The 23,713-nt window shown below is 67.0% G+C and carries 23 protein-coding genes; 15 read left to right on the forward strand and 8 right to left on the reverse strand.

The annotated features are described in order from the left end of the window. Nucleotides 1-22: 22 nt before the first annotated feature. Together ASG86_RS13965 and ASG86_RS13970 are read right to left on the reverse strand one after the other, a co-directional pair. The gene (locus tag ASG86_RS13965; protein WP_056335298.1) at nucleotides 23-568 is read right to left on the reverse strand and encodes a DUF1697 domain-containing protein; all 546 of its coding nucleotides are present in this window, start codon (nucleotides 566-568) and stop codon (nucleotides 23-25) included. Nucleotides 569-629: 61 nt separating this feature from the next. Then, the gene (locus ASG86_RS13970; RefSeq protein ID WP_009356552.1) at nucleotides 630-1,349 is read right to left on the reverse strand and encodes an IclR family transcriptional regulator; all 720 of its coding nucleotides are present in this window, start codon (nucleotides 1,347-1,349) and stop codon (nucleotides 630-632) included. 113 nt (nucleotides 1,350-1,462) lie between these two features. Between ASG86_RS13970 and leuC the strand changes: the two genes are divergently transcribed. The 6 genes from leuC (at nucleotide 1,463) to ASG86_RS14000 (ending at nucleotide 7,974) form a co-directional block, all read left to right on the forward strand. Further along, nucleotides 1,463-2,917: a 3-isopropylmalate dehydratase large subunit gene (leuC, locus tag ASG86_RS13975; RefSeq protein WP_056335566.1), complete on the forward strand. Its 1,455-nt coding sequence runs from the start codon at nucleotides 1,463-1,465 to the stop codon at nucleotides 2,915-2,917. A gap of 9 nt (nucleotides 2,918-2,926) precedes the next feature. Then, on the forward strand, nucleotides 2,927-3,529 hold the full coding sequence (gene leuD / locus ASG86_RS13980; RefSeq protein WP_056335302.1) for a 3-isopropylmalate dehydratase small subunit: 603 nt from the start codon (nucleotides 2,927-2,929) through the stop codon (nucleotides 3,527-3,529). A 141-nt stretch (nucleotides 3,530-3,670) separates the two neighbouring features. Further along, on the forward strand, nucleotides 3,671-4,996 hold the full coding sequence (gene murA, locus ASG86_RS13985) for a UDP-N-acetylglucosamine 1-carboxyvinyltransferase (RefSeq protein ID WP_056335305.1): 1,326 nt from the start codon (nucleotides 3,671-3,673) through the stop codon (nucleotides 4,994-4,996). Nucleotides 4,997-5,005: 9 nt separating this feature from the next. Then, nucleotides 5,006-5,776: a lysophospholipid acyltransferase family protein gene (locus ASG86_RS13990; protein ID WP_056335308.1), complete on the forward strand. Its 771-nt coding sequence runs from the start codon at nucleotides 5,006-5,008 to the stop codon at nucleotides 5,774-5,776. Next, complete coding sequence (locus ASG86_RS13995; RefSeq protein WP_056335311.1) at nucleotides 5,773-6,822, forward strand: NAD(P)H-dependent glycerol-3-phosphate dehydrogenase; 1,050 nt, start codon at nucleotides 5,773-5,775, stop codon at nucleotides 6,820-6,822. The genes ASG86_RS13990 and ASG86_RS13995 overlap by 4 nt, the downstream gene beginning before the upstream one ends. 3 nt (nucleotides 6,823-6,825) lie before the next feature. Then, nucleotides 6,826-7,974, forward strand: a complete 1,149-nt coding sequence (locus tag ASG86_RS14000) for a D-alanine--D-alanine ligase family protein (RefSeq protein ID WP_056335314.1) — start codon at nucleotides 6,826-6,828, stop codon at nucleotides 7,972-7,974. A 73-nt stretch (nucleotides 7,975-8,047) separates the two neighbouring features. Here ASG86_RS14000 and ASG86_RS14005 read toward each other — a convergent pair whose 3' ends face one another. Further along, nucleotides 8,048-8,551, reverse strand: a complete 504-nt coding sequence (locus tag ASG86_RS14005) for a DUF3515 domain-containing protein (RefSeq protein ID WP_056335317.1) — start codon at nucleotides 8,549-8,551, stop codon at nucleotides 8,048-8,050. A gap of 69 nt (nucleotides 8,552-8,620) precedes the next feature. On the opposite strand from ASG86_RS14005, the gene thiL reads away from it, so the two are divergent. Genes thiL through rsmD form a run of 4 tightly spaced genes read left to right on the forward strand, consistent with a single transcriptional unit; the run spans nucleotide 8,621 to nucleotide 13,638 of the window. Then, nucleotides 8,621-9,667, forward strand: a complete 1,047-nt coding sequence (gene thiL, locus ASG86_RS14010) for a thiamine-phosphate kinase (protein WP_056335319.1) — start codon at nucleotides 8,621-8,623, stop codon at nucleotides 9,665-9,667. Between the two features lie 22 nt (nucleotides 9,668-9,689). Beyond that, complete coding sequence (locus ASG86_RS14015; protein WP_056335322.1) at nucleotides 9,690-10,676, forward strand: DAK2 domain-containing protein; 987 nt, start codon at nucleotides 9,690-9,692, stop codon at nucleotides 10,674-10,676. Then, nucleotides 10,666-12,936 (forward strand): ATP-dependent DNA helicase RecG, encoded by a 2,271-nt coding sequence (locus ASG86_RS14020; protein WP_056335325.1) that lies wholly within the window; start codon nucleotides 10,666-10,668, stop codon nucleotides 12,934-12,936. The genes ASG86_RS14015 and ASG86_RS14020 overlap by 11 nt, the downstream gene beginning before the upstream one ends. Before the next feature lie 57 nt (nucleotides 12,937-12,993). Further along, nucleotides 12,994-13,638 carry a 16S rRNA (guanine(966)-N(2))-methyltransferase RsmD gene (rsmD, locus tag ASG86_RS14025; protein ID WP_056335569.1) on the forward strand — a complete coding sequence of 215 codons (645 nt, stop codon included), beginning with the start codon at nucleotides 12,994-12,996 and terminating at the stop codon, nucleotides 13,636-13,638. On the opposite strand, the gene ASG86_RS14030 is transcribed toward rsmD, so the two are convergent. Both ASG86_RS14030 and ASG86_RS14035 read right to left on the reverse strand, forming a co-directional pair. Further along, nucleotides 13,635-14,423 carry a spermidine synthase gene (locus ASG86_RS14030; RefSeq protein ID WP_056335329.1) on the reverse strand — a complete coding sequence of 263 codons (789 nt, stop codon included), beginning with the start codon at nucleotides 14,421-14,423 and terminating at the stop codon, nucleotides 13,635-13,637. The two genes, rsmD and ASG86_RS14030, sit on opposite strands and share 4 nt — an antisense overlap. Then, entirely contained in the window at nucleotides 14,423-15,652 is a 1,230-nt protein-coding gene (locus ASG86_RS14035; RefSeq protein ID WP_200946261.1) for an aminotransferase class I/II-fold pyridoxal phosphate-dependent enzyme, read from the reverse strand. The genes ASG86_RS14030 and ASG86_RS14035 overlap by 1 nt, the downstream gene beginning before the upstream one ends. Nucleotides 15,653-15,695: 43 nt before the next feature. Here ASG86_RS14035 and coaD point away from each other — a divergent pair, with 43 nt between their 5' ends. The 5 genes from coaD (at nucleotide 15,696) to mutM (ending at nucleotide 18,807) form a co-directional block, all read left to right on the forward strand. Continuing rightward, nucleotides 15,696-16,196, forward strand: a complete 501-nt coding sequence (coaD, locus tag ASG86_RS14040; RefSeq protein ID WP_056335335.1) for a pantetheine-phosphate adenylyltransferase — start codon at nucleotides 15,696-15,698, stop codon at nucleotides 16,194-16,196. A 122-nt stretch (nucleotides 16,197-16,318) separates the two neighbouring features. Beyond that, nucleotides 16,319-16,843 carry a YceD family protein gene (locus ASG86_RS20245; protein WP_082566791.1) on the forward strand — a complete coding sequence of 175 codons (525 nt, stop codon included), beginning with the start codon at nucleotides 16,319-16,321 and terminating at the stop codon, nucleotides 16,841-16,843. A 36-nt stretch (nucleotides 16,844-16,879) separates the two neighbouring features. Beyond that, nucleotides 16,880-17,083, forward strand: coding sequence for a 50S ribosomal protein L32 (gene rpmF / locus ASG86_RS14055; RefSeq protein ID WP_009356569.1), 204 nt, complete (start codon nucleotides 16,880-16,882; stop codon nucleotides 17,081-17,083). Nucleotides 17,084-17,103: 20 nt separating this feature from the next. Then, nucleotides 17,104-17,832, forward strand: a complete 729-nt coding sequence (rnc, locus tag ASG86_RS14060; RefSeq protein WP_056335344.1) for a ribonuclease III — start codon at nucleotides 17,104-17,106, stop codon at nucleotides 17,830-17,832. Between the two features lie 6 nt (nucleotides 17,833-17,838). Beyond that, nucleotides 17,839-18,807, forward strand: coding sequence for a bifunctional DNA-formamidopyrimidine glycosylase/DNA-(apurinic or apyrimidinic site) lyase (gene mutM, locus ASG86_RS14065; protein ID WP_056335347.1), 969 nt, complete (start codon nucleotides 17,839-17,841; stop codon nucleotides 18,805-18,807). A 30-nt stretch (nucleotides 18,808-18,837) separates the two neighbouring features. On the opposite strand, the gene ASG86_RS14070 is transcribed toward mutM, so the two are convergent. Genes ASG86_RS14070 through ASG86_RS14080 form a run of 3 tightly spaced genes read right to left on the reverse strand, consistent with a single transcriptional unit; the run spans nucleotide 18,838 to nucleotide 23,500 of the window. Then, nucleotides 18,838-19,809, reverse strand: a complete 972-nt coding sequence (locus tag ASG86_RS14070; protein ID WP_056335350.1) for an NAD-dependent epimerase/dehydratase family protein — start codon at nucleotides 19,807-19,809, stop codon at nucleotides 18,838-18,840. Then, nucleotides 19,806-22,484, reverse strand: coding sequence for an alpha/beta fold hydrolase (locus tag ASG86_RS14075; RefSeq protein ID WP_056335353.1), 2,679 nt, complete (start codon nucleotides 22,482-22,484; stop codon nucleotides 19,806-19,808). Before ASG86_RS14075 ends, ASG86_RS14070 begins: the two co-directional genes overlap by 4 nt. Further along, entirely contained in the window at nucleotides 22,478-23,500 is a 1,023-nt protein-coding gene (locus ASG86_RS14080; RefSeq protein WP_200946270.1) for a 3-oxoacyl-ACP synthase III, read from the reverse strand. Before ASG86_RS14080 ends, ASG86_RS14075 begins: the two co-directional genes overlap by 7 nt. Nucleotides 23,501-23,713: the final 213 nt, after the last annotated feature.

Raw genomic sequence — 23,713 nt, forward strand, 5'->3', positions numbered from 1 at the left:
TGCCAGCTGCTCTCGTGGCGACCTAGCCGGCGGCGAGGGCGGCCGCGGCATCACGGACCTTAATCAGGGTGCGCAGATTGCGCGTGGTGGTTGCGGTCTTGAATTTGGTTTTCGCGCTGATCTTGCTGAAAGGGCTGTCCAGGGTTCCGCCCGCGGGGGCCAGCCAGGCCAGCGCCTCCGGCCCCAGCCGCCGCTGCTCCTGGCCCTCAAGGGCAGACCCCGCGGCCTCCAGTTCATCGAGGACCGGGATGTCCGAGGACAAGGTGATGTAGGTGTGGGTGGACCTGTCGTCTTCCGGATAGGGGCAGTCATCCACCAGCTGGGCCACCCGCGCAGCCTCAAGGACCACAACCCACGCTTCGTAGCCGAAGGCGGCCCGGAGGCACTTTTCGCACTCCTGCTTAACGGCTGCGGCATCCAGGGTGCTGCTGAGTACCACATTTCCGCTGGCCAGGAGGGTCTTTGCGTCCGTGAAGCCGCAGGTCTTCAGGGCGTCCCGCAGGTCCGCCATTCTGATATTGATTCCGCCGACGTTGATGCCGCGGAGGAACACCGCATAGCTTCCCATGGGCACAGCCTAACGGCCGAAAGTCCGGTGGGACCGGAATGGCCTGGCCGGTGTTCCTGCCCTAGTCGTTGTTCTTGCGCAGGGCCTCGGTGAGGATGCGCCCGGCGTTGCAGACCACTTCCGCATGCAGGCGCCCGGGCTGGCGGGTCAGCCGCTCAATGGGGCCGGAAATGGAGACCGCGGCAATCACCCTGCCGGACGGACCCCGAACCGGCGCCGAGACGGAGGCGACCCCCGGCTCGCGCTCGCCCAGGCTCTGTCCCCAGCCCCGGCGTCGTACTCCTGCCAGGACGGTGGGCGTGAAACGGGCTGACTGCAGGCCCTCAAGGAGCCGGTCGTGGTCCTCCCAGGCGAGCAGGACCTGCGCGGCGGAGCCGGCTTTCATGGACAATTGGGTGCCGACGGGAATGGTGTCGCGCAGTCCGATGGGGCGCTCGGCGGATGCGACACAAACGCGCCAGTCACCCTGCCGGCGGAAGATCTGGGCACTTTCGCCGGTGGCATCACGCAACTGCATCAGCACGGGGCCCGCGGAAGCGATCAGGCGGTCCTCGCCGGCGGCGGAGGCGAGCTCAACGAGCCTGCTGCCCAGCACGAACCGGCCCTGGATGTCGCGGCTTACCAGCCGGTGGTGGACCAGTGCCAAAGCGAGGCGGTGGACAGTGGGCCGGGCCAGGCCGGTTGCGGCCACCAGCTGCGCCAGCGTGGTGGGGCCGGCCTCGAGGGCATCAAGCACCTGGGCCGCTTTATCAATGACACCGACTCCACTAGAATTGTCCATGTAATGATATTGCCGTCTCAATATCTGAGATGCAAATCTTTCGGCTGGCGCAGTACGGAGTCGTCCTGATTCAGTTGGACTAATCAGCCAAACAGCAGTGAAGGGAGATGGCCATGGCAAAGACATTGGCCGAGAAAGTCTGGGACGCACACGTGGTGCGCAAAGGTGACGGCGATGGTGCCAACGCCCAGCCAGACCTTCTGTACATCGACCTTCACCTGGTCCACGAGGTCACGTCACCGCAGGCCTTTGAAGGACTGCGGCTGGCCGGCCGCAAGCTGCGCCGGCCGGACCTCACCATTGCCACCGAGGACCACAACACCCCCACGCTGGACATCGATAAGCCGATTGCCGACCTGACCAGCCGCACCCAGATCCAGACCCTGCGCAACAACTGTGCGGAGTTCGGCGTCCGGCTGCACAGCCTGGGCGATGCCGAACAGGGCATCGTCCACGTGGTGGGCCCGCAGCTGGGCCTCACCCAGCCCGGCATGACGGTGGTCTGCGGCGACTCCCACACCTCCACCCACGGCGCCTTCGGTGCCCTGGCCATGGGCATCGGAACCTCTGAGGTGGAGCACGTCATGGCCACCCAGACCCTGTCGCTGAAGCCGTTCAAGACCATGGCCATCAACGTCGAGGGCACACTGCGCCCCGGCGTGACTGCCAAGGACATTATCCTCGCCGTGATTGCCAAGATTGGCACGGGCGGCGGCCAGGGCTACGTCCTGGAATACCGCGGCTCGGCCATCCGTGCCCTGTCCATGGACGCCCGGATGACCATCTGCAACATGTCCATCGAGGCCGGCGCCCGCGCCGGAATGGTGGCCCCGGACCAGACCACCTATGAATTCATGAAGGGCCGCCCGCACGCCCCCCAGGGTGCTGAGTGGGATGCCGCCGTCGAATACTGGAATACCCTGCGCACCGACGACGACGCCGCCTTCGACGTCGAGGTGGACCTGGACGCCGACACGTTGGAGCCGTTCGTCACCTGGGGCACCAACCCCGGCCAGGGCGTGTCCCTGTCCCAGGCCGTTCCCTCGCCCGAGGACTTCGGCGACGAGAACGCCAAGGCTGCCGCGGAACGCGCCCTCCAGTACATGGGGCTCGAGGCCGGCACGCCCATGAAGGACATCCGGGTGGACACGGTGTTCCTGGGTTCCTGCACCAACTCCCGGATGGAGGACCTGCGGGCCGCTGCGGACATCATCCGCGGACGCCAAAAGGACCCGAACATCCGGATGCTGGTAGTGCCGGGCTCCGCACGCGTCCGCCTGGAAGCCGAGGCCGAGGGCCTGGACAAGGTCTTTAAGGATTTCGGGGCCGAATGGCGTTTCGCGGGCTGCTCGATGTGCCTGGGCATGAACCCGGACCAGCTGGAGGTGGGGGAGCGTTGCGCTTCCACCTCCAACCGCAACTTCGAAGGACGCCAGGGCAAGGGCGGGCGCACGCACCTGGTGTCCCCGGTGGTGGCAGCGGCCACGGCAGTGCGCGGCACGCTCAGCTCGCCGTCAGACCTTGAACCCGCTCCCGAACCCGCCGCCATCCGCATCGACGCAGCCTAGGACAGCACTATGGAAAAGTTCACCAAGCACACCGGCATCGGCGTCCCGCTGCGCCAGAGCAACGTCGACACCGACCAGATCATCCCCGCGGTTTACCTGAAGCGCATTACCCGGACCGGCTTCGAGGATGCGCTGTTCTCCGCCTGGCGCAAGGATCCTTCCTTCATCCTGAACCAGGAGCCCTTCAACGCCGGGTCGGTCCTGGTTGCCGGCCCCGATTTCGGTACCGGCTCGTCCCGGGAACACGCCGTGTGGGCGCTGAAGGACTATGGCTTCAAGGCTGTGCTGTCCTCCCGCTTCGCCGACATTTTCCGCGGCAACTCAGGCAAGCAGGGGCTCCTGGCCGCCCAGGTGGCCCAGGATGACATCGAGCTCATCTGGAAGGAACTCGAGAACGCGCCGGGGACCCAGGTGACGGTGGACCTCGAGTCCAAGACCGTGGTCTGCGGCAACATCGTGGCGCCGTTCGACATCGACGACTACACCCGGTGGCGGCTCCTGGAAGGCCTGGACGACATCGGGCTGACCCTCCAGCAGGAAGCGGACATCACCGCCTACGAGGCGACCCGGCCGGCCTTCAAGCCGAAGACCCTGCCGGCGAAGCTTTCCTGACCCTGCGCCAGCGCCCCGGCGGCGTGGCGGGCCGGCGCAGTGGCTGGGGGCCCTGGAGGCGCCGGAGGTGGTCCGCGGCATGGCCGACCAGTTGGTGAAGGTTACGACCGGCGAAGGCTGTGATCGTGAGGAAACCGGTATATGAGTAGTGTTCTGACAATCCGCGGCGGTGTCCCGCTTACAGGCCGCGTCAGCGTCCGTGGGGCAAAGAATCTTGTTCCCAAGGCCATGGTGGCGGCGTTGCTGGGCAACGAACCCTCGGTGTTGCGGAACGTGCCGGAAATCAAGGACGTGGAGGTTGTCACCTCCCTGCTGCAGCTGCATGGCGTGACCGTGGAGAAAGACCCGGTCAACGGCGATCTCACCCTGGATCCCAAGGCCGCAAAAACGGCGCCGAGCACCGCGATTGATGCCCATGCCGGTGACTCCCGGATTCCCATCCTGCTGTGCGGGCCGTTGATCCACGCGATCGGTGAAGCCTTCATTCCCGACCTGGGCGGCTGCAAGATCGGCGACCGTCCCATCGACTACCACCTGGATGTCCTGCGCCAGTTCGGCGCGGTCGTGGAAAAGCGCCCCGGCGGCATCCACATCTCGGCACCCAAGGGCCTGCACGGGGCCAAGATCTCGCTGCCGTACCCGTCCGTGGGTGCCACCGAGCAGGTCTTGCTGAGCGCCACCCGCGCCGAAGGCATCACCGAGCTTTCGGGCGCCGCCACCGAACCGGAGATCGTCGACCTCATCGCCGTGCTGCAGAAGATGGGCGCCATCATCAGCGTGCAGACGGACCGCACCATCCGCATCGAGGGCGTCCGCGACCTGGGCGGATACAATCACCGTGCACTCTCGGACCGCAACGAATCGGCCTCCTGGGCTTCGGCCGCACTGGTGACCCGCGGTGACATCTTCGTTGAAGGCGCCTCCCAGCGCGACATGATGACGTTCCTGAACACCTACCGCAAGGTGGGCGGCGGAATGGACATCGGCGAGGACGGCATCCGGTTCTACCACAAGGGCGGAAAGCTGAACCCGCTGGTCCTGGAGACGGATGTCCACCCCGGCTTCATGACTGACTGGCAGCAGCCACTCGTTGTGGCGCTGACCCAGGCCGAGGGCGTATCCATCGTCCACGAGACGGTCTATGAAAACCGCTTCGGCTTCACCGACGCGCTCATCCGCATGGGCGCCAGCATCCAGGTGCACCGCGAGTGCCTGGGAAGTGTGCCGTGCCGCTTCGGCCAGCGCAACTTCCTGCACTCAGCGGTGATTTCCGGTCCCACGCAGCTCAAGGGAACCGACATTGACGTTCCGGACCTCCGCGGCGGCTTCAGCCACCTGATTGCTGCCCTGGCCGCCACCGGAACCTCGCGCGTCACCGGTATCGATATCATCAACCGGGGGTACGAGCGGTTCACGGAAAAGCTCGCCGGCCTCGGTGCCGACTTCGACATCACCACCACGAAGTAGCGCGGGACCGTGAAGGAATCGGCCAAGAGCAGGGCCACGTTTGTGTTCATCGCCGCCGTCGCCCGGCCGTTGCTGAACCTCATGATGGCCAAGACGTGGGAAGGCACCGAAAAACTTCCCGCCGGCGGCTTCATCGCCGCCCCCAACCACTGCACGGAGATCGACCCCCTGGTGGTGGGGCACATGCTCTACAACCAGAAGCGGGCCCCGCACTTCCTGGCCAAGGCCGGGCTGTTCAAGGTGCCGGCCCTGGGCTGGCTGCTGCGCGCCACCAAGCAGGTGCCGGTGGAGCGTTCGACGGCGGGAGCGAACCGGTCGCTGCAAGTGGCCCAGGAGATTGTCGCCGAAGGGGGCGCCATCATCATCTATCCCGAAGGCACGCTGACGCGGGACCCGGACCTGTGGCCGATGAAAGGCCACACCGGCGCTGCCCGGCTGGCCCTCGAAGGCGGCATTCCGGTGGTTCCCATCGCACACTGGGGAGCGCATGAAGTGTTTCCGCGATACGGCAAGTCGTTCCATATCTTCCCGCGCAAACGCTCGCGTGTTGTGGTGGGCGATCCGGTGGACCTGAGCGCCTTCAGTGGCCGTCCCCTGGACAAGGCCACCCTGGCCGAGGCCACCGAGGTGATCATGGATGCGATCACGGCATTGTTGGCAGGTTTGCGTGGTGAACAGCCACCCGCGGAACGCTGGGACCCGGCCAAACAGCAGCAGGCCAAGCATGGACGGTTCGTTGAACGCGGACAGCAGCCGGGATCCGGAACGGAAGCTCCGTGACCGCTGACGCGAGGCCGGGGGCGGCCCGTACCGTTGCCGTCCTGGGCGCGGGATCGTGGGGCACGACCTTTGCCAAGGTCCTGGCCGACGCCGCGATTGCCACCGGCACGCCACGTTCCATCAGGCTGTGGGGCAGGCGCGCCGAAGTGGTGGAGGAGATTAACAGCAGCCACCGCAACAGTGACTACCTCAAGGACGTTGTCCTGCCGGAAAGCATCACTGCGTCCACTGACGTCCGCGCGGTCCTGGCAGGCGCCGAGCTCGTGGTCTTGGCTGTTCCGGCCCAGTCCCTCCGCCCGCAGTTGCGGGAATGGAAGGACATGATCGCCCCCGGAGCTGTTGTGGTTTCCCTGATGAAGGGCCTGGAGCTGGGCACGGATGCCAGGATGAGCGAGGTCATCGGGCAGGAGCTGGACCTGCCCCTGGAACGCATTGCGGTTGTCTCCGGACCCAACCTCGCCATGGAGATTGCGCGGCAGGAACCCACTGCATCGGTGGTGGCGTGTACCGATTCCGCCACTGCCGGCTGGCTGGCCAGGAGCTGCACCGCCCCCTACTTCCGTCCTTACACCACGTCCGATGTGGTCGGCGTCGAAATTGGCGGCATCGTCAAGAACGTGATCGCGCTGGCAGTGGGCATCTGTGAGGGCAAGCAGATGGGGGACAACACCAAGGCATCGGTGATTACCCGGGGACTCGCCGAAACGTCGCGCCTCGCACTGGCACTGGGCGGCGAAGCCAAGACCATGGCCGGTCTGGCCGGGCTGGGCGACCTCGTGGCAACCTGCTCGTCCGCGCTGTCCCGGAACCACACCGCGGGGAGACTGCTGGGCCAGGGCCTGACCCTTGAAGAAGTGGGCCGAAAGATGACCCAGACCGCCGAAGGCATCAAATCCGGCCAGGCCGTCCATGAACTCGCCGGCAAGCTCGGCGTCGAAATGCCCATCACTGCCGCCGTCGTCGCGGTACTGGCAGGCAAGCTGTCCGTTGACCAACTGGGGCCTGTTCTGCTGTCCCGGGAATTGAAACCTGAAGGCGATTACTGACCCATGTCCCACGACACCTCCACCACAGCTGAAACGGCCATCACGAGGAAACCGCGGGTCGCAGTGCTTTTCGGCGGCCGCTCCAGCGAGCATGCCGTCAGCTGCGTAACGGCAGCCGGCGTGCTGGGCGCGATCAACAAGGACAAGTACGAGGTGATCCCCATCGGGATCGCCAAGACCGGCCAGTGGGTTCTCGCCCCGGCAGACACCGCACAGTGGTCGCTCGCGGCATCGTCGCTTCCTGAAGTCGTGCCCTCGCCGCAGACCGTCACCCTGGCCGAGATCGGCGGTGAGCACCAGCTGATCGTGGCGGCACCCAATGAAGTTCCGCAGGAACTGGGCACCGTCGACGTCGTCTTTCCGCTGCTGCACGGACCTTTCGGTGAGGACGGCACCATCCAGGGCCTCCTTGAGCTTTCCGACACCCGCTACGTTGGCGCCGGGGTGCTGGCATCCGCCGTCGGCATGGACAAGCACTACATGAAGGTGGTCTTCGAAGCCGCAGGGCTGCGCGTGGGCCCTTATGTGGCCGTGACCGACAGGCAGTGGCGCAGGGACCCCGAATCCGTCCGGAAGCAGGTGGACCGCCTCGGGTTCCCTGTCTTCGTCAAGCCGGCCCGTGCAGGCTCGTCGATGGGTATCTCCAAGGTTGACTCCCTGGAGGACCTGGACGCCGCCATCGAAGAGGCCCGCCGCCATGACCTCAAGCTGGTGATCGAAGCCGGAATTGTGGGCCGCGAAATCGAATGCGCAGTCCTCGAAGGCAGGGGCACCGATGCGCCGCGGACCTCAATGCCGGGCGAGATCTCCGTGGCCGCAGGAACCCACGAGTTCTACGACTTCAACGCCAAGTACGTCGAGGATGATGCCGCGTCCCTGAGCTGCCCGGCAGACATCCCGGCGGAAGCCATTGCACGGGTCCGTGAACTCGCTGCCGCCGCCTTTGACGCTGTGGGTGCCGAGGGCCTGAGCCGCGTGGACTTCTTCTATACGCCCGAGGGCGAACTGATCATCAACGAGATCAACACGATGCCTGGCTTCACACCCAAGAGCATGTACCCGCAAATGTGGGCAGCGTCCGGACTGGGCTACGCGGACCTGATCGATGAACTTATCCACCTGGCACTGAACCGCAGGACCGGGCTCCGGTAAGCCGCCATGGCGGCTCCCGCTGGCGCTTTCCCGCCGCCGGTGTGGGCCTACCACTTGCAGGACCTGCCGGAGCTTACTGGCTCTTGGGCAGGTTCTGCAGCTCTTCCTGGCCCACGCAGTTCCGTGCGGACGGTACCTTTTCCGCCGCAGCCGACAGGTCCGCCAGTACTGTGGCGGAGCTGATCTTGTCCGGGTCCATCAGGATTTCCGTGGCAGGTTCCCGCCCATAGGTGGTCAGCGTCCACACGGGGTCGCCTTCCTTGATGACCCAGTCGACGCCGTTGACGGTGACGCAGCGGTCCGTCGTGGGCCCCGGCACGTTGACACCGCACCGGAGGATGACCAGCGATGGGTCGCCCCAGGCGGCCGTGCCCTGGCTGTTGGTCTTCCGCAGTTTCGAATCCCCGATGACGTCCGGCAGTGCCACCATCATCGGCGCGCACAATGGATTGGCGGCGTCCTTGGCGGCGGTGACATCCACGGCCGGAGAGCAGGCGGTCAGGGACAAGGCGGCGATTCCCCCAGCCAGCGCCATCCTGGCGGCACGGGCGGACAGGGGCGGCTGGGGATGGTGCATGATCCCAGCCTATCGCCGCCTTCGTCCCCGTCCGGACACGATGTCGGCCGGGCGCGGTAGCGTAGTGGCGTGCCTGAAGACCTCCGTAACCGTGTTGACCGCCAGCCCACAGTCGCCGCCCTTTCCGAAGCCGAGCTGCTGGACCGGATCTTTCCGCGCCTTCAGATGACGGACGGCCACACCACCAGCGCGCTGCTGGGGCCTGGCGATGACGCTGCCGTCATCGCAGCCCCGGACGGCAGGACCGTCATCAGCATCGACACCCAGGTCCAGGACCAGGATTTCCGCCTCCTGTGGCCCAACGGCTACCACACCACCGGATTCGATGTCGGGTGGAAGGCAGCTGCACAGAACCTCAGCGACATCAACGCCATGGGCGCACACGCAACCTCCATGGTGGTCAGCCTTACCCTTCCCGTTGACACGCCGGTGAGCTGGGTGGAGGACCTGGCGGATGGACTGACAGCTGGAATCCGCGAACTTGGGGCCACCCGATGTTCCGTGGCCGGCGGAGACCTGGGCCGGGGCGGGGAGATTTCGGTGACCGTTGCGGTGCTGGGAACGCTCGACGGCGGGCGGCCCGTCCTCCGGTCCGGCGCCCGCCCGGGGGATACTTTGGCGCTGGCGGGAACAGTGGGGCACGCCGCGGCTGGCCTGGCCCTGCTCGAATCGGACATCCCTGTGGACACGCTCACCCCGGCGGAGCGCGCCTTCGTGGACCTGCAGTGCCGGCCGCGTCCGCCGCTGGAGGCCGGGCCGGCTGCGCGTGCGGCAGGTGCCACGGCAATGCTGGACATTTCGGACGGACTTCAGCGGGACGGCAGGCGGCTGGCCACCGCCAGCAATGTGGTGGTGGCTCTCGACCAGGCAAGGATGGCCCAACTGGCGGATCTCCTGGCCCCGGCCGCAGCCCGGCTGGGGGTGGATGGCGCCGCCTGGGTGCTGGGCGGGGGAGAGGACCACGGGCTGCTGGCCACATTCCCGGCCGGTGTTCAGCTGCCACCCGGATTCACTGCGATAGGCTCGATACATGCACTCGGTACCGACGAAGGCCCGGGCGTCCTGACAGCGGGCCGGACCGCGGACAACGGGGGATGGGATCACTTTGCACACTAAGGTTGCCGCCAACGCGCTGGCGATGAAGAGGTGGCTGGGCAAGGCTGAAACTGCCCTGGGAAACCACAGTGACCGGCTCAACGCCATCAACATCTTCCCGGTGGCCGATGGCGATACCGGCACCAACCTCTATCTCACTGTCCGCGCTGCCGCCCGTTCCCTGGTCCTTGCAGAGAGCCAGCCGGCGCCGGTCGACGTCGGGGAAGTCCTTGCCACCGCCGGGCAGGCCGCCATGGAGGAAGCACGGGGAAACTCGGGAACTCTCTTTTCCGTGTTTCTTTGCGCCGCGGCTGAGCCTTTGGCCGGGCATACCCGGTTGACGTCCACGCTCCTGTCGGCAGCACTGAACCGCGCCCAGATCCGCGCCTGGTCCGCACTGAGTGACCCGGTTCCGGGCACCATGCTGTCGGTCATGGAAGCGGCAGCCCGTGCGGCAGCCGCCGTCGACGCCGCCCAGGACGGCGATGACAGCAACCACGCGCTGGGCCTGGCGCTGGACGCTGCGGTGGAGGGCGCGCTGGCCGCCGTGATCCACACCGAGGAACAGCTCGATGCGCTGCAGTCCGCCCACGTGGTGGATGCAGGCGGCGTGGGGATGCTGCTGATCCTCGACTGCCTCCGCTCCGCTGTTCTGGGCGAAGAACTGCAGAGCGAGCTCCTCGATGGCCTGCACGGCTATGACGTCTCCGACCCCCACATCCACACCTCCATGCCGGACGACGACGGCGTGGAAGTCATGTGCACCATCAGCCTTTCGCCCCTGAACGCCGCCACGCTCCGGCAGCGGCTGGACGAGATCGGCGAGTCCGTCATCATGAGCCAGGTGGGCAGCGGTCCGGATCCGGAAGGCAACTACCGGTGGCGGGTGCACGTGCACGTTCCGGAGCCGGACCCGGCCGTGGAGATTATCCGGTCACTGGGTGAGCCGTCCCAGATCAGCATCAGCGAGCTGGCGCTTCCGCGGGAACCGGATGTGGAAAAGGTGAACACCGGCGGGCATGAACGCTGAGCTGGACCTGGCCCTGGAGCGCCGGATTGGAAAGCGTTCCGCCGCCGTCATCGAGAAACACCTCGGCATCACCACCGTCGAGGGCCTGCTGAACTACTTCCCCCGGCGTTACCTTATGCGCGGTGAGCTGACGCCCATTGGCGGGCTCCCACTCAATGAGGAGGTCACCCTCATTGCCCGGGTGCTGTCCAGCAGCACCCGGCACATGCAGGCACGGCGGGGGACCATCACCGACGTCATCGTTTCCGACGACGACGGGCAGCAGGGGCTCCGGCTGGTGGGAGGCACGGACTACCGCGGCAAAGTGCCCGGGACCCTCAAGATCAGCTTCTTCAACGGCTACAAGGCAAAAACTGAACTCCTGCAGGGACGGCGGGCCCTGTTCTCTGGAAAAGTCACCAGCTTCAAAGGCCAGCTGGGCCTCACCAATCCGGACTTCCAGCTCCTGGACGATGACCCCTTCGTCCAGGGCAGCGGTGATCCGGAGAAGCTCGCCGCGATGCCCATCCCGGTCTATCCGGCCACCGCAAAGCTTCCCAGCTGGCGGATCCAGAAGGTGATCACCACACTGCTCGAAACCGCTGACCTGGGCTCGCTGCCGGACCCGGTTCCGTCCGCAGTCGCCGCCAGGGAAGCCTTCCTGCCCGTGGCGGAGGCCTACAGGCTCATCCATGCGCCCGAAACAGCCGCCGATTGGAAACGCGCACGGGACCGGTTCCGGTACCAGGAAGCACTGGTGCTGCAATCCGCGCTGGCCAGGCGGCGGGCCCAGCTCGCCGCCGAGGAAGCCACCGCCCGGCGCCCCGTCGACGACGGTATCCTGGCTGCCTTCGACCAAAACCTGCCCTTCACGCTCACGGCCGGCCAGGCCGCCGTCGGCAGCACCCTCGCGGCGGAACTGGCGCAGGCTGCCCCCATGAACCGGCTGCTGCAGGGCGAAGTGGGCTCCGGGAAGACCGTGGTGGCGCTGCGGGCCATGCTGCAGGTCATCGACGCCGGCGGCCAGGCTGCGCTCCTGGCGCCCACCGAAGTGCTCGCCGCGCAGCACTACGACTCCATCCGCCGCACCCTGGGCGTGCTCTCCAGCGACGGACTCCTGGGAGGGCTGGCCGGGGGCGATGGCCCTTCCGTGCAGGTCACGCTCCTGACCGGGTCCATGCCCACGGCGGCGCGGAAACAGGCCATGCTGGACGCGGCCTCGGGGACGGCCGGAATCATCATTGGCACCCATGCCCTGCTCAGCGACAACGTTTCCTTCTACGACCTCGGCCTGATCGTGGTGGACGAACAGCACCGCTTCGGCGTGGAACAGCGGGACGCCCTGCGGGCCAAGGCACGGAAGCCGCCGCACCTGCTGGTCATGACCGCCACGCCCATTCCCCGCACCGTGGCGATGACCGTGTTCGGCGACCTCGAGACCTCCACGCTCGACGAACTGCCGAAGGGGCGCGCCCCGATCACCACGCATCTCGTGGGCCTTGCCGAGAATCCCGCGTGGGCGGCCCGGATCTGGGCACGTGCAAGGGAAGAGATCGACGCCGGCCACCAGGTGTACGTGGTCTGTCCCAAGATCGGAACGGACGACGACGGCGACTTCAGCCCGGGGGAGGCAGCACCTTCCGGCGTGGAAGGGGAGGAGGCGCGGGAGCTCGCGTCGGTCACCGCCGTCGTGGACCATCTGCTCTCCGAGCCCTCGCTGGCCGGGGTTCCACTGGCTCCCCTGCACGGGCGCCAGGACCCGGAGCTGAAGACGGAGACCATGGCCGGCTTCACCGCCAACCGCATCAAGCTGCTCGTCTCCACCACCGTGATCGAGGTGGGGGTGGACGTCCACAACGCCACCTTGATGGTGATCCTTGACGCCGACAGATTTGGTATTTCCCAGCTGCACCAGCTCCGCGGCCGCGTGGGCCGCGGCGGCCTGCCGGGAACCTGCCTGCTGGTCACCGCCTTGGAACCCGGTCACCCAAGCCGGCGGCGGCTGGACGCGGTCGCGGCCACCACCGACGGTTTTGTCCTCTCCCAGGAGGACCTCAAGCTGCGGCGCGAGGGCGATATCCTGGGCGCTTCCCAGTCCGGTGGACGGTCCACGTTGAAACTGCTGCGGGTCCTCGAACACGAAGACGTGATTGCCCGGGCCAGGGAAGACGCCCAGGCAATCGTTGCCGGCGACCCCCTGCTGTCCGGCTGCCCGGAACTGGCCGATGCCATCGAGAAGTACCTCAACCCTGAGAAGGAGGCGTTCCTTGAACGCGGTTAGCAACAGAAGCGCAGCGCGCATAGGCGCACCGGGCGCCGGCGGATCGCGGTGGGCGCGGTGACCAGGATTATTGCCGGGGCTGCCGGCGGCACGCCACTGGCGGCCGTTCCAGGGTCCTTGACCAGGCCGACAACCGACCGGGTGAAGGAAGCGCTGTTTTCCCGCCTCGACGCCTTTGAAGTCATTGCCGGCGCGCGGGTGCTGGATCTTTATGCGGGTTCGGGCTCGCTGGGAGTGGAAAGCGCCAGCAGGGGAGCCCGGACCGTGGACCTGGTTGAGTCCGATGCCAAGGCCAGTGCCGTGTGCCAGCGCAACGCAGACCTCATCAACGGGGTGCTGGGCCGCAAAACCGTGACCGTGCACCGCTCCAAGGTGGAGCCTTTCCTGGACCGCGTCCCGGAATCCGCTGCCTGGGACCTGGTGTTCCTGGATCCGCCATATCCGTTGGAGGATGCCGCATTGGCTGCGGTGCTGCAGAAGCTTGCCGCGCATCTGGTCCCCGGTGCCGTTGTCGTGGTGGAACGCTCGTCGCGCTCCCCGGAGCCGCAATGGCCGGACGGGATGACCCGGTTCGCCGAGAAGAAATACGGGGAAACCCGGTTGTGGTACGCCGAACCGTTCGTCCCCGACGCCATCGCAGCTGATGACCTGGCGGACGCTGCCGGGCCTGAAACTGCCGGGCCTGGCACCCCGGGGGCTTAGCCCGAGAACGGATCCAGGTCGACTCCCGCCAGGACACGTGCAGGGTGGGGGCCACGCGCGGTCAATTCAGCTGTCCAGGCTTCCGGCCACGGGCCCTGCGTCCCTGCCAGGATGATGTTGCCCGGGTACCGGCCGTCGAACATGCCGGCTTCCGCAACGGCGCCCACATCCGCCATCGCATCACGCATCGCCGCCACCTGGCTCCTGACGAGTGTCAGGGCCGCCTCGTCGCCCACATTGACGATCAGCAGGCCGTCCGGGCGCAAGCGTTCCCTGGCCTCGCGGTAAAAGCCGCTGGTGGCGATGTGGGCCGGGGCTTCCGGGCCGGAAAAAATGTCCAGGATGACGACGTCGAACCTGAGGCCGGGATCGAGGGCACCAAGCGCTTCACGGGCATCGCCGATGATGGTGGTCAGGTCCGTCCCCTGGGGCAGGGGAAGGTGCCGAAGGACAAAGTCCAGCAGCTCGCGTTCCAGCTCAACCGCGTACTGCATCGAGCCGGGGCGGGTGGCCTGGACGTAACGCGCCAGCGTCAGCGCCCCTGCTCCCAGGTGCAGGGCACTGATCGGCCCGCCGGGAGGGGCCGCCAGATCCACCAGGTGTCCAATCCTGCGGAGGTACTCGTAGAAGATGTCCTCCGGCCGGTCAAGGTTGACGTGGGATTGTTCGGCTCCGCCGATGCTGAGGACATAGCCGCCATCAGTAAATGCATCGGTTTCGATGGTGGCGTGCTGGCCAGTGGTCCGCAGGAAGCGGCTGGCAGTCACGCCGCTGCCGCCGGACATCAGAGCCTGCCGCCCAGGGTGGCCAGCCGCGCCGCGGCCTCCTCCAGGACCTCGGTCTTCTTGCAAAAGGCAAACCGGAGCAGGCTGCGCATCCGCTCCGCACCTTCCGGATGGCAGAAGACCGGAACCGGAATGGCCGCGACACCCACCAGTGCCGGCAGGCGGCGGGCCAGGTCCAGGGCGTCCGTGATGCCCAGCGGAGCCGTGTCCACGTTGACGAAGTACGTTCCCCGCGGTGTGAAGACATCAAAGCCCGCCGCCCGGAGTCCGGCGCTGAGGATGTCCCGTTTCTTCTCAAGGGCGGCGGCGATGCCCGTGTAGAAATCGTCCGGCAGGGCCAGGCCGGCGGCGATCGCTCCTTGGAAGGGGGTGCCCGAGCTGTAGGTCAGGAACTGCTTGACCGTGCGGACTGCTGAGACCAGCTCCGCCGGCCCGCTCAGCCAGCCGATCTTCCAGCCGGTCAGGGAGAACGTCTTTCCGGCAGAGGAAATGGTGATGGTGCGGGCAGCGGCGCCCGGAAGGGTGGCGAGGGGTGTATGGGCCACGCCGAAGGTGAGGTGCTCGTACACCTCATCCGTGATGATGATGCTGCCGTGCTTTTCGGCAAGCTCCACCACGCGCTGCAGGACGGCCGGTGGAAAGACGGCGCCGGTGGGGTTGTGCGGATTGTTCAGCAGTACCACGCGGGTCCGCTCATTGAAGGCCGCCTCCAATGCTGCCAGGTCCGGCATGAAGTCCGGGGCAGCCAGCGGAACGGTCACGTGGGAGGCGCCGGACAGGCCAATGATTGCGCCGTAGGAGTCGTAGAAGGGCTCGAACGTCAGAACCTCGTCGCCCGGTCCGGCGAAGGCCAGGAGGGAGGCTGCGATGCCTTCCGTGGCCCCGGTGGTGATGATGACCTCAGTGTCCGGGTCCGGCCTGAGCCCGTAGAAGCGTTCCTGGTGCGCGGCCACCGCCGCACGGAGTTCGGGCAGGCCCTTGCCGGGCGCGTACTGGTTGGCCCCCGCCGCGATGGCTGCCCGGGCCGCTTCCCGGATCTCGGCCGGCCCGTCCTCATCAGGGAAGCCCTGCCCCAGGTTAATCGCCCCGGTTTGGACGGCCAGGGTGGTCATCTCTTCGAAGATGGTGACACCCAGTCCGCCGTCGGGGGCCAGGAGGTTGGCTCCGAGCGCTGTGCGCTGCCAGGGCGCAGGTGCCAGGGGGGTGGAAAGTTCCCGTGGTGGATGCATCCAGTCATGGTATCCCGGGCTTTCCATGGGGTAGGTTCGGAGCATGAGACGCGCTGTGTGCCCCGGATCCTTCGACCCCATCCACAACGGCCATCTCGAAGTCATCGCACGTGCTGCCGGCCTCTTTGACGAGGTCATCGTGGCCATCTCCACCAACTACGCCAAGAAGTACATGTTCAGCCTGGAGGAGCGGCTGGAAATGGCGCGCGAGACCCTGGCGCTGCTCAAGGGAATCGTGGTGGAACCGGTGGGCGAGGGGCTCCTGGCGGAGTACTGCCGCCAGCGCGGCGTGTCGGCCATCGTCAAGGGACTCAGGTCGTCGTCGGACTTTGACTACGAGCTTCCCATGGCCACCATGAACCGGCAGTTGAGCGGGGTGGAGACTGTCTTCCTCCCGGCCGAGGCCAGCTACGTCCATCTGTCCTCCACCCTGATCAAAGAGGTGTCGGTCCTGGGCGGCAGCGTGTCCGACTATGTGCCCCGGTCAGTGCACCGCCGGCTGGTCTCCGGCGAGCCTTCGCCTGATCAGCAGCCAAAGCGGTAGGCTGGATCGGTACTTCGGCGCTTCCTCCTGCCGGTTTGAGTCGCTGCGGCTCTTCAGGCTAAGATGATACGTCGGTCATATGTTCAACAGGAGTTCTCATTAACAGAGATGCTGGTTCGCCCCTGGCGTTCGACGTCAAGGACCTCGGACGCAGTCCGGGAAGCATGCGGACACTGAAGGAACATGTACCCGCACCGGGTGATCTTGGTGTGGCGCTCATTGGTGTTCAGGAAGGCTCGGATGTTGAGCTGGATCTGAGGCTTGAGGCCGTACACGAAGGAATTCTGGTATCAGGAACCGTGCTTGCCGAAGTTACCGGTGAATGCGGCCGATGCCTGGATCCCCTTGCGTATGACCTTGAGGTCAATGTGCAAGAACTTTTCTTCTACGAGGGCGTCCAGCTTTCGGACGGAGAAGAAGATGAAGAGCAACGTCGAGTCGAGCACGATGTAATCGATCTTGAACCGGTGTTGCGGGACGCGGTTGTCACCAATCTGCCGTTCCAGCCGGTGTGCCGGGAAGACTGCCAGGGCCTTTGCTCCGAATGCGGAGTTCGCCTGGAAGACGAGCCGGGGCACCACCACGAGGTCCTGGATCCTCGCTGGGCTGCCCTAGCTGATATGGCTAAGCCTGACCGGCAAAATTGATTTGTACGTGTTTGTCTAGAGAGAAATGAGTTAGCCGTGGCTGTTCCCAAGCGGAAAATGTCTCGCTCGAATACCCGCGCCCGCCGCTCGCAGTGGAAGGCGACCGCCCCCCACCTGGTGAAGACCGTTGAGAACGGCCAGGTCACCTACAGCCTGCCGCACCAGGCAAAGGTCGTTACCGACTCTGCTGGCACTGCGCTGTTCCTTGAGTACAAGGGCCGCAAGGTCGCTGACGTCTAATCGGCCCAAAAGGCTGACTGATGTCTTCAACTGAAGAGCTTCTGAAGCGTCTCGGTGTCACTATTGACGCCGGGACGCTTCGTCTTGCGCTCACACACCGTTCGTACGCCTACGAGAACGGCGGCATACCCACCAACGAGCGGCTCGAGTTCCTGGGCGACTCCATCCTGGGATTCTCTGTTACCGATGCCCTCTACCGGGACAACCCGGACCTGCCCGAAGGCGAACTCGCAAAGCGCCGGTCCGCCGTCGTCAGTACGCGTGCATTGGCCGGCATCGGCCGCAGCCTTGGCATTGGGGAGTACATCTACCTGGGGCAGGGCGAAAAGCTCACCCACGGCAAGAACAAGGCCTCCATCCTCGCGGACACCATGGAGGCCCTGATCGGGGCCACCTACGTCTCCAACGACATCGAGACGGCGCGCCAGCTGGTCATGCGGCTGGTCGGTCCGCTGCTGAAGGACGCCGCCGTCCTGGGTGCCGGCACCGACTGGAAGACCAGCATCCAGGAACTTGCGGCCAGCCGGCAGCTGGGCAGCATCCACTATGCAGTGGACGGGTCCGGCCCGGACCACGCCCGCACCTTCACGGCGGTCCTGAACATCGGCGGCACAGCCTATGGCAAGGGTTCCGGCCACTCGAAAAAGGAAGCGGAGCAGGAAGCGGCAGCGGATGCCTGGCGGGTGCTCTCCGGGGCCGCGGCGCAGGACGCCGGCAGCACCAGTACAAGCTCCGTGGCGGCCCAGTAGGGTCCCATGCCTGAACTGCCCGAGGTGGAGGTTGTCCGCCGCGGCCTGGTGAACTGGGTCCGCGGCAGGACCATCCACGCCGTTGAAGTCCTCGACCCACGTTCCATCCGGCGCCATGCCCTTGGCGTCGAGGACTTCATGGGCAACCTCGAAGGCGCTACGGTGTCCGACGTCGTGCGCCGCGGCAAGTTCCTCTGGATGCCGCTGCTGGACGCCACCGCCCCGCTTCCGGACAACCCTGAAGAACCCCGCGTGCCGGGCGTGGCCCTTATGGCCCACCTGGGCATGAGCGGGCAGTTACTGATGCAGGACGCCGGCGTCCCCGATGAGAAACACCTTAAAGTCCGGTTCCGGCTCAGCCCGCGGGAAGGGATGCCGGACCAGCTACGGTTCGTGGACCAGCGGATCTTTGGCGGCCTCTTCGTCACCACGCTGATATCGACGGACGACGGCGGTCCAGGCGGCCTCGCTGAATCCCCGCTTCCGCTGATCGCCGAGGAAGCAGCGCACATTGCCCGCGACCCGCTGGATCCTTCCTTCTCCTTCGACCTGTTCTACCAGCGGCTCCGGAAGCGCAGGACCGGCCTGAAGCGGGCGCTGCTGGACCAGGGCCTGGTCTCTGGAATTGGAAACATCTACGCCGATGAAGCCCTGTGGCGCGCCAAGCTGCATTATGCGCGGCCCACGGACACTCTTCGCCGGGGCGAGGCCCAACGGGTCCTCGACAGCGCCCGGGAGGTAATGCTCGATGCCCTGGCAGCAGGAGGAACCAGCTTCGATTCCCTGTACGTCAATGTCAACGGTGCCTCAGGCTACTTTGACCGGTCCCTCAACGCCTACGGCCGGCAGGGTGAGCCGTGCAGGAGATGCGCGGCAGCAGGAATCCACGCGATCATCCGCCGGGAGCAGTTCATGAACCGCTCGTCCCACACCTGCCCGGTGTGCCAGCCGCGGCCCCGCAACGGCCGCTGGTAAAGCAGGTTTGGCCGGCCCCGACGCTCCTTGTCACCGGGAGCCGTAATACGCGGCCAGCCGTGCCAGGCCTTCGTCGATCGATACAGCCGGAGTCCACTCCAGGAGCTTCCCGGTTTCGCGCTGGTCGAACCAGTGGGCGGTGGACAGCTGTTCGGCAAGGAACCTGGTCATGGGCGGTTCGTCCTGCTTTCCAAGCCTCAGCCAGACCTTTTCAACAGCGGATCCTGCCATCCGGGCAACCCGCCCCGGCACGGACCACGACGGGGCGGGGACGCCGCCGGCGGCGCAGATGCCGGCAAGGAGTTCGCCCACCGGCCGTGGCTCCCCGTTTGTGACAACCAGCGCCCTGCCATGGATATGCTCCATGCGCGCCAGGGCGGCAACGATCGCTGCCGCCGCGTTCTCCACATAGGTGGTGTCGATCAGGGCGGCGCCCGCATCCAGCAGCGGCAGCCGGTGCCGTGCCGCCCGCGCCAGCACCCGTTCCACCAGCTGGGTGTCGCCGGGCCCCCAGACCACGTGCGGCCGCACCGCGGCAACGCGGGAGTCCGGTGCATCCGCGGCAAGGGCCAGCAGTTCTGCCTGGGCCTTGGTGCGGGAGTAGTCACCGTGGGCATGTTCCGGGTCCGCCGGTTCAGCACCGAGGCCTGCGATGGCGGCGCCCGAGTTGGCCACTGACGGCGAGGACACGAAGACCAGGTCCCGCACCCCGGCCTCCCTGGCGGCCAGGAGCAGGCGCCGGGTGCCCTGGACGTTCACTTCGTCAAATTCTGCGGGACGGCCGGTGAAGGAGACCTTGGCCGCCAGGTGGATGACTGCTTCGGCACCCTGGACGGCGCCCCTGACGGCCGAATCCTCGGTGAGGGACCCGCAGCGGTCCGTGACGCCGGCGACCCCTGAAGGGCGCCGCTGGAAGGTGGTGACGTCATAGCCTCTGCGCACCAGCTGCCCCGCGACTTCCCGGCCCAGCAGCCCGCTCGCACCGGTGACGAGTACCTTCATGGGGTCCCCGGGCTACCGCCGGCCAGGACAGCGGTAGCCCAGCGTGAAAGGCGGGTACGGTCAATCTTCGCGTTGTGGCGGATGTCGGTGGGCTGGGCGGGGACAACCAGGACGGCGGCCACGGAAACGCCTGCCGCGCGGGCGGCTTCGCGGACTTTTCCGGCCAGTTCCATGCCGGCAGGGCCCGCTTTGCGGGCGGGTGGGACGGTTTCGACGACGGCCGTGACGGCCTGCGTCCCCGCCGGTCCCACGCCAACAATTGCGGCCATGCGGATACCCGCCAGGCGTTCGATGGCCTGTTCGGCGCCTACCGGGGTTACCACCCCGGCAGGCGCGGTGACAATGTGCGCAAGGCGGCCTTCCACCCACAGCCGGCCGTCGGCGTCGAAATGGCCCACGTCCCCGGTGCGGTGCCAGCCGGAGCCAGCGGCACTGGCTTTTTCCGTCAGCCAGAGCCGGTCATACGCGTCCTTGACGTGCGGGGCACTGACCAGGATTTCTCCCGTGACCCCGGCCTCCGTCACAGGCGTGGAACCGGGTGCGGTGCCGTCCGCTGCCAGCGGGATGACAGCTACCCGGGCGCCGTGGACGGGCCAGCCTACGCAGACGCCGTTGCCGGCCCCGGGTTTTGTTCCGGAGTCAGCGTCGGCGGCGGCGGCCCGGATTTGTTCGAGGCTGATGTCGGTGACGGGCAGCGCCTCGGTCATTCCGTAGGGGGTGTGCAGGGAGGCGCCCGGCAGCAGCCGCTGCACCTCGGCAAGGAGCGGTTCCGGGACGGGAGCGCCGGCGGAGAGCAGCAGTTCAACGCGTTTCAGTGCTGCGGTGCCTTCAGCGGTCAGTCCGCCGCTGGTGGCGGCGACGTTGCGCAGGGCAGCCGGGGAGGCGAACACCACCGTGGCATCGATGGCCGCCGCGGCGTCCGCCAGGGCACATGCCGTCAGGGTGCGCGGAGCAGTGACGTCCATTGCGGGCGTCACGGACACGGTTCCCAATGCCGGTCCCAGCAGGGCGAAGGGCGCGAAGCCTGCCACGAGCCGCTGGCCCGGATGGATCCCGAAGGTTTCGGCCACGGTGTTGCGCATCGCCGCGAGCTGCCGGTGCGTGTAGAGCACGCCCTTGGCAGGGCCAGTGGAACCGGAAGTAAAGAGCACGGCGGCGGGGGAGTCCGGATCCGGCTGGGATGCACCGCCTTCAGGCGACGCGGTGGGCGTGGACCCCTCCCTTGCCAGGGCGGCCAAGGAGGTCTCCACCCCCAGGATCCGGCGGCGGGCGGCCGGCAGGTCGCGGACGCTGATGCGCCTGGCCGGCCATCCCAGCACCCGGGCAGCGGCCAGCGCCTTGTCGATACCGATCAGGAAGTCGGGGGTGGCCCCCTTGACTGCCCGGCTCAACCCCCTCGTGCCCAGGCCGGCATCGGCCACGACCACCACAGCTCCCAGCCGCAGGCACGCATACAGGGCTACGGTCAGGTCGACGCCGGGCGGGACCATGAGGCTCACCCGGCTGCCGGGCCCGACGCCTGCCCGGTGCAGGCCGGCGGSGAGCCGCTCCACGCCATGGTCCAGCTGCCGCCACGTCAGGGAGCGGGCAACGCCGCCGCCGGCGTCCATTTCGACGACGGCGGGTTCGTCCCCGGAGGGTCCTGCTGCCAGTTCCGTAAGGAGCGACCATAGAGGCCGGAAACCCCCGAGGGCCGGTGGCTGCGACGCGCTGCGCCGGCCCGCTGACGCGGCATCCCCGGTGCCCACAACCCGCCCGGCAAGCCAGTCGAAGACGGCCGGTGCGATGTCCCGGTCTTCCGCGAGCAGGTGTCCCGCGCCCTCATAACGGTGCACGTCCGCGTGCGGGAGGCGGCTGATGAGGTCCTTCAGGTAGCGGTCGGAAAAGATCGGGTCCCGCGGGCCCCACAGCATCAGGGCGGGCACATCAAGGGTGCGGAGGCCTTCGGCGACGCCGCGGAGGGCCGGGAAGCTGGGGTGCGAAGCGTCAACGGGAATGTCGGCAACAAAATTTCCCACCCCCGCACGCTGTTCGGCTCCACGGTAGGGGGCCATGTATGCATTCCGGACATCCGCCGGCAACGGCGGGTGCGCCAATGAATGCGTCACCCGCAGGAAAGCGTCGGAGGTGGTGGTTCCCCAGGTGTGCACGGCCGGGTGCAGGGCCAGGCGCAACGCCGGGGGAATGGGCGAGCCTGCCGGCTGGTGCACGGCCGTGTTGGTCAGCACCACGCCGGCCAGTTGGTCTTGATGGGCCAGGGCCCAGCCCAGGCTGACCACCCCGCCCCAGTCGTGGCCCACCGTTATCACCGGGCCGTCCAGGGCCAGCGCGTCCGTCAGGTCGCCCAGGTCCTGGATCCTGTCCGCCAGCCGGCGGAAGGTGCCCGTACGCTCGGAGTAACCCATGTCCAGCTGGTCCACCGCAACCACCCGCCACGGATGTGCTGGGTCGGACCCGGCCGCCAGCAGGCTCCGCCACAGGTAGGACCAGGTGGGGTTGCCGTGCACGCACAGGAGGGTTCCGGCGGGAGCCAGGCCGCGGCGGGTGAGTTCTTCGCCGTTATCCAGCAGGTGCCAGCGGCGCACCGTGCCTGGCGCGTCCACTCCGGCTGTGGAGGGGACATCGATTTCACGCGACCATCCGGCGTCCACGCCCGGCCAGTCCCGCATCACCAAACGATTTCCAGCATCGCGGTGTTCAGGCCGGAGCCCACCCCCATGCACAGGACACGGTCCCCGGTCCCCAGCGACTGGGCCTCGGCCGCCAGCGTCATGGGCAGCGACGCAGGCCCAACATTGCCCCAGTGCGGGAACGTGATGGGGACCTTGTCGGGGTCGAGGTCGATTGCGTCAATGATGGCCTGGGTATAGGCGTTGCTGACCTGGTGGGTGACGTAGCGGTCCATGGCAGCCCAGTCCCACTCAGGCTGCGCCTCATGCCACGCATCGACCACCAGCTGAAGGCCGCCGTCGAGCAGGCCTTTCGTGTCCGTGTGCATGCCGTCGATGCCGCCGACGCACAATTCGTGGTGCTCGGTGCCGGCGCGCATCACGCCGCCCACCACCCGGTGCGCACCGGGGTGCTCATCGGCCGGTCCCAGGACCGCCGCGGCAGCCCCGGACCCCAGCGTCAGGGTGGCGAACTCACGGTTGAAGTCGTCGCGGGTGGTCTCCGGCCGCTGCAGCCGGGCAAGGGTGGCTTCCTGCGTCAGCTGGGCGTCCTCGCCATTGACGATGACCGCGTACCGGATCTGTCCCGAGTCGATCATGTTCGCTGCCAGGGTCAGGGCATTCACAAACCCGAGGCAGGCGTTGGCAAGGTCGAAGTTCATGGCCGACGACGGCAGGCCGAGGCCGTGGTGGATCTTTACTGCCACGGACGGTTCGAGGTTGCGCCGGGTGACGGAGGTGTTGATCAGCAGTCCGACGTCGGAGGCCTCGATTCCTGCCTCGGCCAGGGCCTTGGCGCCGGCTTCCACGGCCGCATCGTCGAACGATGTTCCGGGGGCCCACCAGCGGCGGTGCGTGATGCCTGCGACGCGTTCAAGCAGCCGTGGCGGAAACTTCAGCCGCTTCAGGGTGGACGCCAGGTGGCGGTCGAAGTCCGTGGAACTGACAATTCTCGGAGCCTCGACGCTGCTCACCGAGAGCAGCGCGGTGTTGCTGTGGCGGAAGGTTGCATTACCTGCCAATTCAAGCCCCTCTTCGTTTCCGTGGCGCATTCATGCGGTGACTGTACCCACATATACGCAGGCTCAAGAGCTTAACTATGCCTTTGCCCGGCCGGAACTGGCATATCCTGCCCTGTGCCCGCCCAGGCTTCCAGGTGCTGCTGCCGGGAAATGTCGGTCCTGCGCAGTAGATTGTAGTGAGCCGGATCCAGCAAAGTGCCCCACCGCTCCAGG

Source organism: Arthrobacter sp. Soil764, from assembly GCF_001428075.1.
Lineage (GTDB): Bacteria > Actinomycetota > Actinomycetes > Actinomycetales > Micrococcaceae > Arthrobacter.

What these genes read in the sequence shown, in the direction of transcription:
- ASG86_RS13965 (WP_056335298.1), bottom strand. Translation starts at nt 568, where the DNA reads ATGGGAAGCTATGCGGTGTTCCTCCGCGGCATCAACGTCGGCGGAATC.
- ASG86_RS13970 (WP_009356552.1), bottom strand. Translation starts at nt 1,349, where the DNA reads ATGGACAATTCTAGTGGAGTCGGTGTCATTGATAAAGCGGCCCAGGTG.
- leuC (WP_056335566.1), top strand. Translation starts at nt 1,463, where the DNA reads ATGGCAAAGACATTGGCCGAGAAAGTCTGGGACGCACACGTGGTGCGC.
- leuD (WP_056335302.1), top strand. Translation starts at nt 2,927, where the DNA reads ATGGAAAAGTTCACCAAGCACACCGGCATCGGCGTCCCGCTGCGCCAG.
- murA (WP_056335305.1), top strand. Translation starts at nt 3,671, where the DNA reads ATGAGTAGTGTTCTGACAATCCGCGGCGGTGTCCCGCTTACAGGCCGC.
- ASG86_RS14000 (WP_056335314.1), top strand. Translation starts at nt 6,826, where the DNA reads ATGTCCCACGACACCTCCACCACAGCTGAAACGGCCATCACGAGGAAA.
- ASG86_RS14005 (WP_056335317.1), bottom strand. Translation starts at nt 8,551, where the DNA reads ATGCACCATCCCCAGCCGCCCCTGTCCGCCCGTGCCGCCAGGATGGCG.
- ASG86_RS14015 (WP_056335322.1), top strand. Translation starts at nt 9,690, where the DNA reads ATGAAGAGGTGGCTGGGCAAGGCTGAAACTGCCCTGGGAAACCACAGT.
- ASG86_RS14020 (WP_056335325.1), top strand. Translation starts at nt 10,666, where the DNA reads ATGAACGCTGAGCTGGACCTGGCCCTGGAGCGCCGGATTGGAAAGCGT.
- ASG86_RS14030 (WP_056335329.1), bottom strand. Translation starts at nt 14,423, where the DNA reads ATGTCCGGCGGCAGCGGCGTGACTGCCAGCCGCTTCCTGCGGACCACT.
- ASG86_RS14035 (WP_200946261.1), bottom strand. Translation starts at nt 15,652, where the DNA reads ATGCATCCACCACGGGAACTTTCCACCCCCCTGGCACCTGCGCCCTGG.
- coaD (WP_056335335.1), top strand. Translation starts at nt 15,696, where the DNA reads ATGAGACGCGCTGTGTGCCCCGGATCCTTCGACCCCATCCACAACGGC.
- rnc (WP_056335344.1), top strand. Translation starts at nt 17,104, where the DNA reads ATGTCTTCAACTGAAGAGCTTCTGAAGCGTCTCGGTGTCACTATTGAC.
- mutM (WP_056335347.1), top strand. Translation starts at nt 17,839, where the DNA reads ATGCCTGAACTGCCCGAGGTGGAGGTTGTCCGCCGCGGCCTGGTGAAC.
- ASG86_RS14070 (WP_056335350.1), bottom strand. Translation starts at nt 19,809, where the DNA reads ATGAAGGTACTCGTCACCGGTGCGAGCGGGCTGCTGGGCCGGGAAGTC.